Below are 16,919 nucleotides of genomic sequence, written 5' to 3'. Positions count from 1 at the left end.
ATTGAAAAGAAAAGGTAATAAGAAAATTAAAAAATTCGGCTCGTGCTTAACTGAAAAGTTATCGCTAATTTACACGCTACGAGCCATATACAAAACAGTTACCACACATTTGAAAAAATCATTATACATATCAATTATAATCGGAATAATATTTACTTCCTGTAAAAATGATGGGTTAAAAGACAATATATGGATTGGCGAATACACAACAAATGATGCGCGCGAATACTATTTTGCAGAAGAGAATATAATATCATTTGAAAATGGTCAATGGGTGGCGAAAGGCGTTTTGCTTAATTATGGCGAAGACACCAGATACGGAGAACAGAAAATTTTTTCAAACCAAATAGTATTCAACGAAGACTGGACGGAAGAAAATCCAATCGAAATTTATAATATCCAAACAATTAGTAAAGACTCTCTAGTTCTGCGAACACCAAATAGTGATAATTTTCACGTATATCGAAAATTACCTGAAACAGCTAAAAGCACCAAAAACATTAAAATTTCAGGAAAACAATATGTTTGGCGAAATAGACACTTTACTGATACAATATATTTCAAAGATGATTTCGAAGTTCTAAGAAAGTCAAGCGAACGGTACTCTTCACCTTGGCAACGAATCAAATTTTTGGAATACAACATCATTTTTGTTTACGGAGACGTACCATACGTTATTCAAAACAAAATCGGAGATACAATATTTGCGAAAACTTTTCATAAGGAAAATATAGAACATAAATTTATTGAACTGAGTGATAACGTGTGGTAACACCGGCTATACGCAATTGCTCGATTCTCGCTCATCCGAAAATTTCTGCGAAACTTTCTACGGTTTGGGTATCTTTGGGAATACAAGGCTATGGCACGCAACTGCGCATAGCCGCAAACCGTTGTACACAAGCTCTGAAAAGCCAACCGCACAGTCAAGCACATTTCATTTTGCTCGTACCTCACAAAATAAAAAGAGCTTGCCTCTATCCAACGCTCACCCAAACTGAGTGATTATTTTAATACTCATTTAGTGAGATATTTAATAATTCTTATTACATTAGTATCCTGAATTAAACAATTCAATTATGAACCGAATTAAAGAGGTTTTAGAAAAAAAAGGAATTAAGCAAAAATGGTTAGCTGAACAAATGGGAAAGAGTTACAATATGGTGAACTCTTACGCCCAAAATAGACGACAACCGAGTTTGGAGGACTTGTACAAAATTGCGGAAATCCTAAACATAGAAGCAAAAGAATTATTAGTGCCAATAAAGGAATTGAATTGAGGACAGAAATAGACATATTAGAAAATGAAATCTTAGAAAAATATCCGGAGGTATTGGATATTCTTTTGCGTGACCAAACCACTCAAAAAAACATTATTTGGGCAACTAATAATTATGAGTATTTTGGAGAATCATATTTAGAAAGCAAGCAGATTAAATCTGAACTCATCACAGGCATTAACGGTGATGTGATAATGCCAAGGGTTCAAAAAGACCAAATATTACAACAGTCTAGAGTTAAAAATATGGCTGAAGTCTTTACGCCATCTTGGATTTGTAATGCTCAAAATAACTTGATAGATAATGCTTGGTTTGAACGAAAAGATGTTTTCAACAAAGAAATCCCAAATGAAAAAAAATGGAAAACAAATCAAGCAAAAATTGAATTTCCTAAAAATAAATCTTGGCAAGATTATATAAATGACAAACGACTTGAAATTTCTTGTGGTGAAGCACCATACATAACAAGCAGATACGACACAACAACAGGAGAATTCATAGAAATTGAAAATAGAATTGGTTTACTTGATAGAAAACTCAGAATAATAAATGAAAATGTTGATGAATCAAATGAATGGCTTGAGGCAACTAAATCAGCTTATAAGAACATATATGCTTATGAGTGGCAAGGAGATAGTTTATTGTTAGCTAGAGAATCAATGCTATTTACATTCATAGAAAATTACAAATCTAAATTTGAAAAAGAGCCTTTACTTAAATCAATACAAAATATAGCAGAGATAATTTCTTGGAATGTTTGGCAAATGGACGGATTAAAAGGTGTAATTCCTTTCTCTTGTGGAGAAATAAAAACCAAAACAGTTAACCTGTTTGGAGAAGAAGAAACCGATAATTCATTTTGCAAAGGTTGTCTTAATAGTAATATTTTCGAACATAATGGAACTTACTGTTTGATAATGGATTGGCCAAACACAGGATTAAAAGGAAAAAAAATAAGATATATAGACCTACTTCAAAATAAACATCAATCAATAAATGGCAAATAATAATCAGCTTGACATACAACTTTTAGAAAATTTAATTATTGGAAGAGTTGAGCCTCATATCTATGCTTTTACAACAGAAACAGTTCCTAATTATTTAAAAATTGGTGACACATATAGACCTATTGAGCAAAGACTTAATGAATGGAGAAAGCACTTTCCTGAACTTGAAAAGAAGTTTCAAAAGGTTGCAAAAGTTGATGAGGAGACATTTTTTAGAGATTTTGCAGTACACAAATTTTTAGAAACAGAAATCCATAAAACTAGGTTGCTACCAGATTCATTAGAATCAATCCCATATTACTCTAACGAATTCTTTAAAGACACTGAAGTAGATGAACTAGATGATGCAATTGCAGATATTCAAGAAACTTATGAGAATAATGACACAAAATATCAATTTTACAAGTTTGAAGATAGTCACATACCAATAGTTCACACATACAAAAGAACCGAAAGTTACGACCCAAGACCAAATCAAGATGAAACCATTGAGAGATTTAAAGAAGCAATAAAAAAAGGTAGAACAAACCTATTGATGTATGCAGTAATGCGATTTGGTAAATCGTTTACTTCAATGTGTTGTGCTGTTGCAATGGATGCAAAAATAGTTTTAATCGTTTCCGCTAAAGCTGATGTAAGAGAAGAATGGAAGAAAACGGTTGAAAGTCATATCAAATTTGATGGTTTTAGTTTTTTAGATAGTAACTCACTTTTAGAAAGCGAAACAATCATAAAAGATAAACTAGAAGCTAACGAAAAAATTACCCTATTCCTTACACTTCAAGACTTACAAGGCGATGACATAAAAACCAAACATAAAGAAGTATTTGAAAATCAAATAGACCTTTTACTTATAGACGAAACACATTTTGGTGCAAGAGCTTTAGAATATGGAAAGGTTTTAAAAGAGTTAAAGAGTAAAAAAGAACTAAAAAGCGAAACCAAACTTAATGATGAATCTTTAGACAACTTAGACGAAACAACTAAGACAATTAACTCGAAAATTCGAATCCATTTATCGGGCACACCATATCGTATCTTGATGAATAGTGAATTTACAACTGATGATATTATTGCCTTTTATCAATTCACTAATATAGCTGATGACCAACAAGAATGGGATAATGAATACTTAACAAAAGACGATACAAAAGAATGGGAAAACCCTTACTATGGTTTTCCTCAAATGATTCGATTTGCTTTCAACCCAAACGAGTCGTCAAGACAAAAAATGGAAGAACTGAAAAAATTGGGTGTTACTTATGCTTTTTCAGAGTTATTCAGACCAAAATCCATTCTAAAAGACACAGAAACCGAATTACATAAAAAGTTCGTTCACGAGCAAGAAATTGTTGACTTGCTCAATGTTATAGATGGCAAAAAAAATGACGACAATTTATTGAGCTTTCTAGATTATGACAAACTGAAAGAAGGTAAAATGTGTCGTCACATTGTTTGTGTACTTCCCTATCGTGCTTCTTGTGACGCATTTGAAAGCTTAATTAAATCTAATGAGTTTAAAAATCTTAGTTCGTATGAGGTAATTAATATTTCTGGAGTTGAAAATGAAAAGATTTTCAAAGACACTCAATCCGTAAAATCTAAAATTGAAAAATGCGAAAGTGAAAACAAGAAAACAATCACTTTGACGGTAAACAGAATGCTTACAGGTAGCACAGTTCCACAATGGGATACTATGCTATATTTAAAAGATACTGCCTCACCACAAGAATACGACCAAGCTATTTTTAGACTTCAAAGCCAATTTATAAAGACTTACAAAGAACCTGATGGAGATTCTGTTAAATACAATATGAAGCCTCAAACCTTGTTGGTTGACTTTAATCCAAACAGAATGTTCCAAATGCAGGAGCATAAATCACAGATTTACAATGTAAATGTAGAGTCAAATGGAAACTCAAGATTAGGCGAACGAATAGCAAAAGAACTACAAGTTTCACCAATTATAGTAATCAATAACAAAAAAATAGTTCAAGTTGAACCAACAGATATTTTAAATGCAGTTCGTCAATATTCAAGCGATAGAAGTGTATTGGATGAAGCCAATGCAATTGCAATAGATTTATCATTATTGGAGATTGAAGCAATTAAAGATGTAATTGAAAGACAAGAAAAATTAGGTTCAAAAGGAGGTTTGGTAATGAAACCTTCAAAAGACGAAGGAGATGACCTAGATACAGGCGAAAAGCCTGATGGTGATGATACACCTGGAAAAGAAGACAAAGAAACAGAAACTTCAAAAGATGATAATATAGACTACAAAGGGAAATTTGCAATGTACTATGCAAGGCTACTTTTCTTTTCATTCTTAACAGATTCAAAAGTTAAATCACTTGAAGAAATTATAAAAGCTATTAATGATAACAAAAATAACCTTAGAATAGCTACGCACTTAAATTTAGAGATAGAAGTGCTTGCCTTGTTTCAAGAACATATAAACCCTTTTGTTTTAAGTGAGTTAGATTACAAAATTCAAAACATCAATTCATTAGCAAACGACACCTTTATACCAGCAATAGAAAGAGCAAGCAATGCAATGAAAAAATTTAGTCGCTTGTCAGATTCAGAGGTTGTTACACCTGAAAAAGTTACTGATATGATGATTAGCTCATTGCCAGAAAATACTATCCAAGAGAACACTAAAATATTAGATATAGCATCCAAACAAGGAGAATTTGTGTATGCTATTTATAAAAAGTTTGGAAAAGAAGTAGCTAATAATTTTTATTCCATACCTACCTCAAAAATTGCTTATGAGTTTACTAGGAAAGTATACACTCTACTTGAATTAGACATTGAACACATAGAATCAGAATTCACCACTTATGATTTAATCTTAGAGAATGATTTAATCGAGAATGAAAAACTAAAATTTAACAACAACGATATGAAATTTGATGTAATTGTTGGAAATCCACCCTATCAAGATAGAAGAACAGGAACAAGCGATAACCCTATCTATCATCTATTTATGGATTTATCTTATAAATTAAGTGATAAAGTAGTACTTATTACACCTGGAAGATTTCTTTTTAATGCAGGTAAAACACCAAGTCAATGGAATAAAAAAATGCTGGCTGATGAACACTTAAAAGTTCAATACTATTACAATAAAAGTAGTGATGCATTTCCTGAAGTTCAACTTCCTGGAGGTATAGCAATAACATTAAGAGACAAACAACAAACATTTGATGCGATTGGAGTATTTACAAAATTTGATGAATTAAATTCTATACTTAAAAAGGTTATTGAATTATCAAGTTTTTCACCTATTGATGAGCATATTTACACTCAAAACAAATTTGATTTAAATAAACTTTATGAAGATTATCCAGATTATAAGGATATAATCGGTAGTAGTGGTAGAGAGAAAAGATTAACAACTTCAATTTTCACACAACTATCAATCTTTAGTGAAGAGAAAAATTCAGAAAACGATTGTTTAATTCTAGGTTTAGTTAATAACAGCAGAACATTTAAATATATTAATTCGAAATATCTGGAAAATCATAAAAACATAGGACTATATAAAGTGGTTCTTCCAAAAAGTAACGGTTCAGGTGCATTAGGTGAGGTTGTTCCAACACAACTAATAGGACAACCAGTAGTTTGTGAACCGAATACTGGGTATACACAATCATTTATAAGTATTGGAACTTACAGCACAGAATTAGAAGCTAAATCTTGCTACAACTACTTAAACACAAAATTTGCTAGAACTATGCTCGGTGTTTTAAAAGTCACTCAAGATAATAACAAAGCTGTATGGAACTTTGTTCCAAATCAGAATTTCACTTCTGACTCTGATATTGATTGGACTAAATCTATTGCAGAAATTGACCAACAGCTTTACAAAAAGTATAAATTGAGTAATAAGGAAATTGAATTTATTGAAAAAATGATAAAACCAATGTAAGCCAACGCTAAAAGCCATACACATTTGCAATTCGCTACAGCCAACACACAAGCCAAAAATTGCAAAAGAGTATGTCTTTGCCAACGCTAGCAAGTTTGCGGAAAGAAAAGCCAGTGTACAACAATGTATAAAAATAATAGCGGTTTAATCGCTAAAATGAAAGTAAGTAATTATAAAAAAGGTCTGTGTTTAACCGAAAAGTAAGTGTGTATAAATCAGCTACTATTCTTATACTAGACCGTTGGCATTCATTGAGGAAAATCGTGTAAGTCGAGATATTTGAGAAAAAAAAATAAATGAAAGTATTTATTTTAATATTATTGGAAATTTTAATTATTGTTGTTTGATTTGTTTGGCTACTATTTTTAAGTAGTTCCCATAATTTTCCGTCTAAAACTCATTTAACTTACGGCTTATTATTACTCGGACTTATAATTTGTTTTGTATTGCTATTAAAAAATAAACGAAATACTCAATCTAATGCTGAATAAAATTCATAACGGACTTTTTAAGCTCGTTAATGGAATCGGAAACTGAATTAAAAACCAAAAACCGAATTGTAAGCGGAATTTAGCAAGTTGCGGAATTACTCACTCAATCGGAATTAAATAATTAAGAAAAAATTTGAAAATAAAACTGATTTTAATAATTGTTGGAATTTTAATTATGGTTTTAGGACTTTTTTTATCATTATCAATTATATTGTATTCTGGAAAAGAACAAGATACTTCTGGTTATTATTATTTAGTAATTAGTTTACCAATTCTAATTTTTGGTATTTCTATTTTACGAAATGGAATTATTAGAAAACGAAAATTGACAGAATAATTAAAAATGAAAAAAACAACGAAATGCCAACACCGTGTATAATTAATGGCTAGTTTTAGCTTACTTACGAAAATCCTCGCGGATTTTCTATTCAGTTTTTATTTACTAAATTAGGTGCTTAAACACGCCACTAATCATACACAAAACCGTTGCCAGTAATTTAACAAATCTGCAATTTTACGTTTTCACTCAATCAAATAGAGTATTTACTCATTTCAACTTTTAATCATAAAACTGTTGAATTAAATTTGATAAAGACTTCTAAAAGATGAAAAAAATACTCTTTATCTACTTTTTGATTTTTAGTTCATTTTCATTTGGACAAAACCTAAAGAAAAAAATTGGAGACATTGAAATCCAATTAATCGGACATTATTATAAGCGAAATTCTGATTATGAAATAACTAAAAGAAAAACAAATAAGGCAAATCGACCATCAATAAAATTATTCTTTGATTCAAATGGAAATCTACTTAAGAAAATTAAATTTGGGACTAATCACAATTCAAGTTTAAAACTAATTGGAAGTATTGAAGTATTGAATTACTTAAAAGATAGTTTAATATCAAGTTTGGAGTACTATTCAGATTGCTACTGTGAAAAACAAATTGAACCTTATTACAATACGAATTATACATATAATAAAAAAGGTCAATTAATTGATGAATCAACATTTTACTTTAATACTGACTCACTCTTTTTCAAAACAACTTTTGAATATGATGAAAATTTAAATAATACAAAATCGATTTTTAATCCAACTTATTATTACCAAAGAGAATTTGATTCGCTGAACAGAATAACGTCACTAAAGCAGATTTACGACAATGATTTGAGATGGGAATGGAAATACAATTATTCGGACAATAAACGAATTGGAATATTCCAAACGTATTACAATGACGGAAAAGATTACTCAAAAAAAGAAATAAATACTTTTAATAAAAAAGGGCAATTAATTGAATCAGAGAAAAAATACATATCAAAGTTAGAAACTGGAGATAAAATCAAAATCTATTATTCGGAAAATGGTCTTCTAGAGAAAATAGAATATTATGAATTTAGTAGTTACAATAAGGAATATGAATTGAATTCATTCACATTTATTAAAGTAAAGTCAAATATAGATTTAGATTTTAAACTTTCAGAAATGATAAATGAACAAATTGAATTCTAAAATAAAAACTACTGGCAACAATGTGTATAATTCATTGCTAGTTATAGCCTACTTACGGATGTCCTCGCGGACTTTCTATCTGTGATTTATTTGCTAACTTTAGTGCTTAAACCACGCAACGAAATCATACACTAGACCGTTGCCCACAATTATGAAAAAAATTGACAAGAAGGAAATTATAGTAAGTACAGCAAAATCAATTTTTGGAGCAATCCCATTTGGTGGAACAGCATTAAATGAATTATTTTTTGAATATAATGGACAAATAAAACAAAAAAGATTAAACAAGTTTGTTGAAATATTGGCAGATAATTTTACTCAAGACTCTGAAATCAATCTTGAAAATATTAAAACAGAAAACTTCAATGATTTATTCGAATCTGTTTTAAGGCGTGTTGTGCAAACAAAATCTGAATTAAAATTATTGCGATTTAAAGATATCTTAATAAAAGAGTTATCACAACCTTCTGAACATTATGAACTTATTGACCATTATTTAGACCTAATAAGTAATTTAACCGAAGAAGAAATTACTATTCTATATAATCATAGACACTTCACAATTGAATTTGAAGAAGAAATTGATAAATTGAATTCTTTAAAAGACAAAATGAACTCATTGGAACAACAAATGAAAAAGGAAACGATTATTATAAATGAATCTAAATTCCGAAAACCATTTGACATCACTAAAGTTGAATTTCAAAAACAAAAAGAATATATTGATTCATTTTTAAAATATAAAAAAGCGGAATTTTACGGATTGACTGAAAATAATTTTATGTTCTACAAACAGAGATTATTCTCGAAAGGACTTTTAATCGACAACAGAATGAATCGAATAGGAAATTTACCTTTTGGTCATATGGGAATAACCGAATTTGGAATTGAATTTATTGAGTTTATAAAAAATAATGCGGAATAAAAACTGTGGGCAACACCGTATATAATTTATTGCTAGGTTCTAGCCTACTTACGAAAATCCTCGCGGATTTTCTATTCGGTTTTTATTTGCTAAATTAGGTGCTTAAACCACGCAACAAACCATATACAAACACGTTACCTCTCATAATGCTATTGCCAAAGCTGCGCCCCACGCTTTTTACTATTACGCGAATTTTTATAACTAACCATCATTTTAAATTGGTTAATAAAATCTGTCGCTTCCAAAAATTATGTTGACTAAACTGAGCTGCCGAAAAAACGTCATTGCGCCATTATCGATCCTGCCAATCTGGGTTCGGAAAAAAAAAGAAGATTGAGAAAGCCTAATAATTTTGCGACAGCGAAAAATACCTAGGAACTCGAAAAAAGTAGATCGAATAAGAAAATAAGTATCGAGAGTGCGAAATTTTTTAATGTTGTTAAAAGACATCGAGATCCTTTTAAAGCTCGGCCAATTTGACCACTCATGCGGAAATGGCGCAGCACCCATAAGATCTATTTAAAATCTGTGTGGGCGTTACGAGAGGTAACAATGGCTATAATTCATTGCGGGCGGAATTTTCTAGCGAAAATTCCTATCTTTCCGCAACGGTATGGTTACTACGCCGAAAATCCTAGCGGATTTTCACCGCAACGAAATCATAGCCGAGACCGTTGTACGCAAGCTTGAAAAAATCCGTAACACAAATAAAAATCCAACTTCAAATAAAATAATGAATAAGACATTACTATCACTTTTAGGAATTTTACTAATCATATCCTGCAAACAAAAACAAAATTCGGTAAAGGAAATTGCAGATAATCAACCGATAAAGGACAGCCTAACTTTAGAAATCAAAACGTTAAACAAAAACTATTTTAATGGATTGGGAGTCGCAATAGTTGATTCCACAGGTGTGTTATACGAAAATGGAATTGGATTTGCTGACGCAAAATCAAGTAAACCTTATACCGTAAATACAATTCAACCCATAGCTTCAGTCTCTAAAATATTTATAGGAATTGCGCTATTGAAGGCACAAGAAATGGGTCTTTTAAATTTGGATGACCCAATAAATAAACATCTTCCATTTAAAGTTTTGAACCCTAACTTCAAGAATGAACCAATAACTATCAGACAGCTATCCAATCATACTTCAACAATAATTGACACAGAAAATTATATGGGTAGAGCTTATGTATTAAAAGATAAATTAGATAGTACATCGATAAAAATTAAAAATATCCCTCAAAGTTTTAACCCAAATGACAATAAAATTCCATTATCAGAATTTTTAGAAAATTATTTATCTGAAAATGGAAAATGGTATGAAAAAGATGCTTTTACCAAAAACAAACCGGGAGAATTATTTGAATACACAAATGTAGGTGCATCTTTAGCCGCATTTATTATTGAAATTGTTTCCCATCAATCATATGCTGAATTTACAAATGAGTATATTCTTAAACCTTTAAAAATGGATAATTCAGGTTGGAGTTATGATGCTGTAAATTTTGATAAAGTTTCTATGCTTTATTCAAATCCAAAAATGGAAGTTCCCTACTATTCACTAATTACATATCCTGATGGTGGGTTTTTAACCAGCGTCAATGATTTAGCAAAATATTTAAACGAAATAATGAAAGGTTATTTAGGAAATGGAACGCTACTATCAAAAGAAGGCTATGAAGAACTTTTTACAAAACAACTAAACGCAGAAAATTTTACTGAAAGAGATGTAAACCATCCATATAAAGACGAATATAATATTGGAATATTCATCGGCTTTTCAGGAACAGGCAATATTGGACACACAGGTGGCGACCCAGGTGCATCATCTTTAATGTTTTTTAATCCAAAAGATAAAACAGGCGGAATTCTACTAGTAAATACGAATATTGAAAATCAAGAAGGAATTAACGCTTACTATGGTTTTTTCAATAAATTAGAAGAATTTGGAACAAAATTAAGATAAAGCCAGCGTACAACAATGTATAAAAATAATAGCGGCTTATCGCTAAAACGAAAGTAAGTAAATATAAAAAAGGTCTATGCTTAACCGAAAAGTTAGTGCGTGAAAATCCGCTACTATTCTTATACAAGACCGTTGTACTACATTATGAAAAAAACTTCAGTCATATTTATAATGCTTTTAATTTCTATAAAAGTCAATGCTTGTAGTTGTGAATATGGAGCGGGAATTTTTTACGAATCGCTAATAATTCGGAGCTGGTCATTAAAGGAAAGATTGTAGAACATATTTATCATACCGAAAACGGAAAACGATTTACGAATTATGATGAATATATCGCAGAAACCCTAAAGAATGAATTTGACCCATATTATGGAACTGGAGAGTCAATAAAAGTTGAAATTCTGGAAATAATAAGAGGAAAAGAAGAAAGAAAAATCATTGAAATTTTTGATACTGACGGAGCCGACTGTAGAGCAAGTATTCGTGATTTTGAAGCTGGAAGAATATATATATTTGCGACTTATAAGCCTGAACGAACTGGAACAAAACTGCCGAATGAAACTAAAAATGACTATGCAATCGGAGGTTGTTATGAAAGTACTTTAGAATACTTTCCCGAAAAAAATCAAGTTTCTGGAATGATTAAAGGAAAATCTTATAAACGCAAAAGCCGAAAATATAGTTACGAAAAATTAAAACGGAAAATAACGTAGTACAACAAAGAACTGAGGTAAAAAACAACACTTTTCTTCATTAATTTGAGACATTATTATTCTGGGCTCGTAGATTCATTGATTGAATTCTAGAGCCTTTTTTTTATTCTATTTTAATGTTAATTATCTAGGCAATATAGAAACGTAGGTTTCATCATAAGGCCTACCTGATTTTGCGATAGCAAAACATTGTTTTAGGAGCTTGTTTGCTACGGCGATTAATGCCAGTTTTTTACTCTTTCCTTTATTGACAATGCGCTCATAGAGTTCTCTGCATGCTTTATTGTATTTACAAGCATTAAATGAGCATAGAAATAAAAGGTTACGCAGCTTTCGGTTGCCTACTTTACTGATCCTCGCTCGTCCTCTTACGCTGCTGCCAGACTCTCGTATGGTAGGTGTGATGCCTACATAACTACATAATTGGGCTGCATTCTCAAACTTTGAAAAACCATCGGTTACCACTATTAAAAATAAGGCAGTCTTCTGTCCTATTCCTGGTATAGAGGTCAATAAGGTTAACTGGTGCTGTTGATCTTCTTTTACTAATGATAACAACTTTTCTTCAATACTTTTAATTTCTTTATCTAACTGCTTTTTATTCCTTCTAAGCGATCGATAAACAAATTTTGAAGGCAATCCTAATGCTTCTTCTCCATGCATCTTATTCTTGGTGGCTGTACGTTGTTTAAGATAAGTGTCTAATAATCTGAAGAGCTGTAAACACTCACTTTGAACATCTGTCAACGCATCATAAATAGGAACATCGTTTATTAAAGCATACTCACAAATTGCTTTTGAATCGCTCTTGTCCGTTTTAATTTTAGCTAATTTCATTTGTATAAAACGCTTAATAGACAATGGGTTTATTACCGATACTAGTACTCCATTTTTGTAAAGAAACTGTGCTAGTCGATAATGATAATATCCTGTGGCTTCCATGGCTACTATACAACTTTCAGGTAATGATTTTAATAACTGTTTGAATCCAGACTCATCATTTTTAAATTGATCATGACCAGATTTACTACCGTATACATCAAATACATCTTTACTGATGTCAACTCCAAAAGTTTCTTTATATTTATTCATAAGAAATGATTTAGGAAAGAACTAGCTACTTTGCTCACAACAACTTAAAAACGAGATCTAAAGTCTCACAGAACTGATCGTGATACAGTAGTTAAAGAGAGAGGATTATCAATGTTGTCGAAGTCTGAAGCTTCACCGTGTATACTAACCTTAATTCTCTCTTTTGTTCTTTCTGATTTATGCTATTAATTTAATATTTTAATAGAAATCAAACTTAAGCAGTTATTAATGGAGATACCTGAATAAGAATATGGTCTATGAGTAAGATAGTAACCATATCTACCGTACTTGATTTAATTGAATATGATATATTAAGTATGGACGATCCTGTAGCAAAATACATTCCTGAATTTAAAGACCTTAAAGTAGCTGTTAATGAAAATGGTAAAAGTTTAACAGACACACAATGGAATAAAAATAATACGGCCTGTCCTATTAAACTCGTTCCTAATAATGAGATCATGACTATCGCACATTTAATAAATCATGAGGCCGGTTTTTACTATGCTACTACCGGAATAAGCTGCTTAGATTCACTTATATCAAATCAAAATTTACCACAGTCAAAGGACTCTGAAGAGCTCATCAAAAAGATGGCTCAATTACCATTAATACAACACTCTGGAACAGATTATTTTTATGGCACTAACACTACAGTACTAGGATTAGTGGCTGAAAGAGCCACAGGAAAAAAGTTAAATGAACTGGTTAAAGAACGTGTTAGCACACCATTAAAAATAGATGGTTTACAATATAAGCTACCTGAAAACGTAAATTTATTGCCACGATTTACAGGGAGAGATTCTATTTTAAGAGTTGCTCAACCAGGTGAGTTAGACATTTATGGTCCAGAGGTTCCTGATTATGATGCGACTCATGACTTATACTTAGGAGGTGAAGGAATGATTGCAACCGCAAATGGTTATGCAGATTTTATAAGGATGTTGTTGAAACGAGGAGAATTAAATGGTCATCAATTCTTAAATAAAGAAACGGTAGAAGATATTTATGCACCACACACACAATTAGACAGCCCATATGGTTACAATGGTTATAATCTTTGGATAAGTGGTGATTCTATGAAATTAAAAAAAGAAGGAGAGGCAGGACTATGGATAGGCGGTGGATATGAATGCACCTATTTTGGGCAGATCCAGAACGTAATTTTGTAGGAATCATTATGTCTCAAAATAATGAGGTACGTGCTCCAAGATATGAATTAAATGATAAATTCCGAAGTGCCGTATACCGTCAGATTTGGGCTCAAGAAAATAAACTGAATTAAAATTTAAAACACGTACTTCAAAAGAATTGTGAATGCCGATGGAGTTAAGAGTTAGGAAAGTTAATAAATGGTTTTCTTCCTAGACTAATACCCAAAGAATATAGGAGTGAAATGATTTCAGGAATTAGCGTTGCTCTCAAAGGTTACCCAAGTCTAAATAGACTTTTACAAAGGGTAAAACACCTTTATTGAGCAAAACTTGAGGTTGCTTCTACTCTATCGCAATCTATTTTCTCCTAAACCATTTTATACTAAAATAAGCTACAGGAAATATGATAATTAATGGCCACAATGTTAATAATACCAATGCTGCTCCTTTTATAAAATCCCAGCCATAACCTACACTATTGATCGCTTGATCTTTGAAAGTGATGACATAACTTTCTGGCTCTTTTTTATAAGCAACTGTTTCGTAAAACTCAATCTCAATAGTACTTAAAGACACTTGATTTTGCATCATTTTCAAACGACCTTCTGCCGCTTCTATTTCTTCTTGTAGGACACGTAATTTCTCTTCGGTTTTGAGTACTTCTTCAACCGATTTTGCTTTGCTGCGCAAGATCTTATCATACTTTGCTTTCACCATTTTTTTGGTTCCTAGTCGTGTAGTAAGATCTACATAATTTGCGGTAATGTCTTGGCTGTTTATATTCTTATAATCAACAAACTCTGCTAGTTCTGTAAAATCGTTCAGTAAAGCATCAAAGTTTGTCGCAGGGACCTTAAATACCATTCTGTTTTCAAGCTGGTAATCATTTTGAGTGTAACGCATGTCTGCCACATAACCGTTCCATTTGTGGATCAACTCTTGTGCTTTGCTGGTACAACTGTCTAGATTTTTAACTTTAAACTTAGCGTCTGCAGTTTTAATAATTTTGAGATGATTGTAACTGGGTTTTTGAGCAGAAGTTTTGCTTTGATCGTTAGTTGACCGCACCTCTACAGTCGTAGGCGCGCTATCGTTTTGTACCTCTAGGCTCTCTTGATAAGCTCCTTCTTGATGACAACTGCATAGAAGCATTAAAGCTATAGTCGCGATAACTAGAATTGTGTTTTTCATAATATTTATTTTATAAATGAATCACAAACCTATTACCGGTAGTAAAAATCTCTTTGTAAAGCTCTTGTAAAAGCTTTGTAAACTGTTTTACAAAAGTTATTTTAGCCGTCCTACCTTATGGAACCACATGATGACATCGCTATTTTTAAAGCGCTACTGCGATCAGTAGGAAATCAGTTTTGGAAAAATGGTAACACTGCTTCTACGATAGAAATGAATGGCTGGAAAGGACACGAAATCACAAATTTTCAGGATGATTTAAGGTCTAATACTGGCAGTACCGTAAGTGAAAAGTGGTTCTACACCTACGTTAAAAATAATCCTGAAAAATTGCCACGCATCGACATACTAAATTTGCTGGCGCAATATATAGGTGAGGATAATTGGTACGCTTTCGCGAAAGCGGAAAAAAACAGAATTATTGATTTTAATAATACTGATAAAAAAGTTGAAACTTTAAAAACAAAGCAAAACGACAAAGAACCGATGCAATCCAAATCTAAAAAGACCTATTGGATAGCTATGATATCGCTGACTGTTTCAGTAATATTTATGATATATTCTTTCATGAATAAAGAAACCAAATATGAATTTTGCTTTGTGGATAATTATTCTAAAATACCTATAGAAAATATTGCTCTTGATATACATGTACTTCATAAAAATGAAAGTCCACAATATTTTAAAACGGACTCTTTAGGATGTTTTAAAGGAACTACATCTGGAAGTTTAATTAAGTTTGTAGTATCTTCTCCTTATTATAAAAATGATACCATCACCAGAGTTTTAAATGGAGAACAATTTGAGCAGTTACCACTACGCACAGACGACTACGCACTCATGCTCGATTACTATTCTAATGGTAAGGTAGAAGAATTTAAAAAGCGTAAAGCGCAATTAAATCAGCTTATCGCTAGAGATGCCATCATCATGGAAGTTTTACCTCATTCTATAGGTGTTACCTTGTATGAAAAAGCAGATTTTATCAATAAACTAACAACGCCCACATCTACCTTAAAACGTCTTGAAATTATCGAAACGACCTATGGGAATGAGCAAATAACCAAGTTAAAATTTAGAATTCAAAGATGAAGAAGTATGTAATCTTACTATTTGTTTTGATAATCGCCGGTTGTAAAAATGCCGCCGATGAAATGAGCTATGAAGTGACAGAAGATGCTAACGAGCTTGCGGTAGAAGAGGATTTTGATAAAGTGGCTTTTTATGAAGAGTATTTAATAGATAATTTTAAGGAAATATTAGAATCAAATCGCTTGCGCAGTAATAACGAAGAACTTACTTCAGATGTTAAAAATGAATTACCTATAACTATTCCTAACGATAGTCTGGTGCAGATTCTTGTTACACCAATTAGTGAAAATCGAGCGGTTTCAAGTAACATGGATCAAGTCGGAAATTCTTATACTTATGAACTTACTTTCTGGAATAAAACAGATGAAAAAGAATACAATTATTTTGGCATCTGGTCTATTCACGAGGATTTCAAGGTAATCGATGGAGATTCTATCCCAACAGTTACGATTATATGGTAAACCTTAATCATCAATTAACCCTATTCTTAAACTTATTATAAATAGGTAAAAACTATTATAACATTTGTTAACTAGATAGAAATTATT

At 31.5% G+C, this 16,919-nt stretch carries 12 protein-coding genes; 10 read left to right on the top strand and 2 right to left on the bottom strand.

Annotated elements, in window-relative coordinates:
- The 7 genes from A9Q93_RS04600 to A9Q93_RS04570 form a co-directional block, all read left to right on the top strand.
- On the top strand, positions 1-772 hold a 772-nt coding region (locus A9Q93_RS04600), incomplete at its 5' end, for a hypothetical protein (RefSeq protein ID WP_303686201.1).
- Between the two features lie 307 nt (positions 773-1,079).
- Positions 1,080-1,280 carry a helix-turn-helix domain-containing protein gene (locus A9Q93_RS04595; RefSeq protein ID WP_303686199.1) on the top strand — a complete coding sequence of 67 codons (201 nt, stop codon included), beginning with the start codon at positions 1,080-1,082 and terminating at the stop codon, positions 1,278-1,280.
- Positions 1,277-2,287 (top strand): restriction endonuclease subunit M, encoded by a 1,011-nt coding sequence (locus A9Q93_RS04590; protein ID WP_303686198.1) that lies wholly within the window; start codon positions 1,277-1,279, stop codon positions 2,285-2,287. The genes A9Q93_RS04595 and A9Q93_RS04590 overlap by 4 nt, the downstream gene beginning before the upstream one ends.
- Positions 2,277-6,224 carry an Eco57I restriction-modification methylase domain-containing protein gene (locus A9Q93_RS04585; RefSeq protein WP_303686197.1) on the top strand — a complete coding sequence of 1,316 codons (3,948 nt, stop codon included), beginning with the start codon at positions 2,277-2,279 and terminating at the stop codon, positions 6,222-6,224. The genes A9Q93_RS04590 and A9Q93_RS04585 overlap by 11 nt, the downstream gene beginning before the upstream one ends.
- 1,096 nt (positions 6,225-7,320) lie before the next feature.
- Positions 7,321-8,229 (top strand): hypothetical protein, encoded by a 909-nt coding sequence (locus A9Q93_RS04580; RefSeq protein WP_303686196.1) that lies wholly within the window; start codon positions 7,321-7,323, stop codon positions 8,227-8,229.
- Positions 8,230-8,380: 151 nt separating this feature from the next.
- Positions 8,381-9,154, top strand: a complete 774-nt coding sequence (locus tag A9Q93_RS04575) for a hypothetical protein (protein WP_303686195.1) — start codon at positions 8,381-8,383, stop codon at positions 9,152-9,154.
- Between the two features lie 733 nt (positions 9,155-9,887).
- Entirely contained in the window at positions 9,888-11,129 is a 1,242-nt protein-coding gene (locus A9Q93_RS04570; protein ID WP_303686194.1) for a serine hydrolase, read from the top strand.
- 836 nt (positions 11,130-11,965) lie between these two features.
- Here the strand turns inward: A9Q93_RS04570 and A9Q93_RS04565 are convergent.
- A complete protein-coding gene (locus A9Q93_RS04565) occupies positions 11,966-12,934 on the bottom strand; it encodes an IS110 family transposase (RefSeq protein ID WP_303686193.1) in 969 nt (322 codons plus the stop codon).
- A gap of 257 nt (positions 12,935-13,191) precedes the next feature.
- Here A9Q93_RS04565 and A9Q93_RS04560 point away from each other — a divergent pair, with 257 nt between their 5' ends.
- A complete protein-coding gene (locus tag A9Q93_RS04560; RefSeq protein ID WP_303686192.1) occupies positions 13,192-14,106 on the top strand; it encodes a serine hydrolase in 915 nt (304 codons plus the stop codon).
- 339 nt (positions 14,107-14,445) lie between these two features.
- Here A9Q93_RS04560 and A9Q93_RS04555 read toward each other — a convergent pair whose 3' ends face one another.
- The gene (locus A9Q93_RS04555; RefSeq protein WP_303686191.1) at positions 14,446-15,279 is read right to left on the bottom strand and encodes a DUF4349 domain-containing protein; all 834 of its coding nucleotides are present in this window, start codon (positions 15,277-15,279) and stop codon (positions 14,446-14,448) included.
- Positions 15,280-15,396: 117 nt separating this feature from the next.
- Here A9Q93_RS04555 and A9Q93_RS04550 point away from each other — a divergent pair, with 117 nt between their 5' ends.
- Entirely contained in the window at positions 15,397-16,371 is a 975-nt protein-coding gene (locus A9Q93_RS04550; protein WP_303686190.1) for a hypothetical protein, read from the top strand.
- A complete protein-coding gene (locus A9Q93_RS04545; RefSeq protein WP_303686189.1) occupies positions 16,368-16,832 on the top strand; it encodes a hypothetical protein in 465 nt (154 codons plus the stop codon). Before A9Q93_RS04550 ends, A9Q93_RS04545 begins: the two co-directional genes overlap by 4 nt.
- Positions 16,833-16,919 lie beyond the last annotated feature (87 nt).

The sequence above is a fragment of the Nonlabens dokdonensis genome (assembly GCF_002162835.1).
In the GTDB taxonomy this organism is placed as follows: domain Bacteria; phylum Bacteroidota; class Bacteroidia; order Flavobacteriales; family Flavobacteriaceae; genus Nonlabens; species Nonlabens dokdonensis_B.
Note: the sequence above shows the minus strand (reverse complement) of the source record. Positions and strands in the feature narration are given on the sequence as shown.

Excerpts from the sequence above, each read along its gene's own strand:
- A9Q93_RS04595 (WP_303686199.1), top strand. The coding sequence starts at position 1,080 with ATGAACCGAATTAAAGAGGTTTTAGAAAAAAAAGGAATTAAGCAAAAA.
- A9Q93_RS04585 (WP_303686197.1), top strand. The coding sequence starts at position 2,277 with ATGGCAAATAATAATCAGCTTGACATACAACTTTTAGAAAATTTAATT.
- A9Q93_RS04580 (WP_303686196.1), top strand. The coding sequence starts at position 7,321 with ATGAAAAAAATACTCTTTATCTACTTTTTGATTTTTAGTTCATTTTCA.
- A9Q93_RS04575 (WP_303686195.1), top strand. The coding sequence starts at position 8,381 with ATGAAAAAAATTGACAAGAAGGAAATTATAGTAAGTACAGCAAAATCA.
- A9Q93_RS04570 (WP_303686194.1), top strand. The coding sequence starts at position 9,888 with ATGAATAAGACATTACTATCACTTTTAGGAATTTTACTAATCATATCC.
- A9Q93_RS04565 (WP_303686193.1), bottom strand. The coding sequence starts at position 12,934 with ATGAATAAATATAAAGAAACTTTTGGAGTTGACATCAGTAAAGATGTA.
- A9Q93_RS04560 (WP_303686192.1), top strand. The coding sequence starts at position 13,192 with ATGAGTAAGATAGTAACCATATCTACCGTACTTGATTTAATTGAATAT.
- A9Q93_RS04555 (WP_303686191.1), bottom strand. The coding sequence starts at position 15,279 with ATGAAAAACACAATTCTAGTTATCGCGACTATAGCTTTAATGCTTCTA.
- A9Q93_RS04550 (WP_303686190.1), top strand. The coding sequence starts at position 15,397 with ATGGAACCACATGATGACATCGCTATTTTTAAAGCGCTACTGCGATCA.
- A9Q93_RS04545 (WP_303686189.1), top strand. The coding sequence starts at position 16,368 with ATGAAGAAGTATGTAATCTTACTATTTGTTTTGATAATCGCCGGTTGT.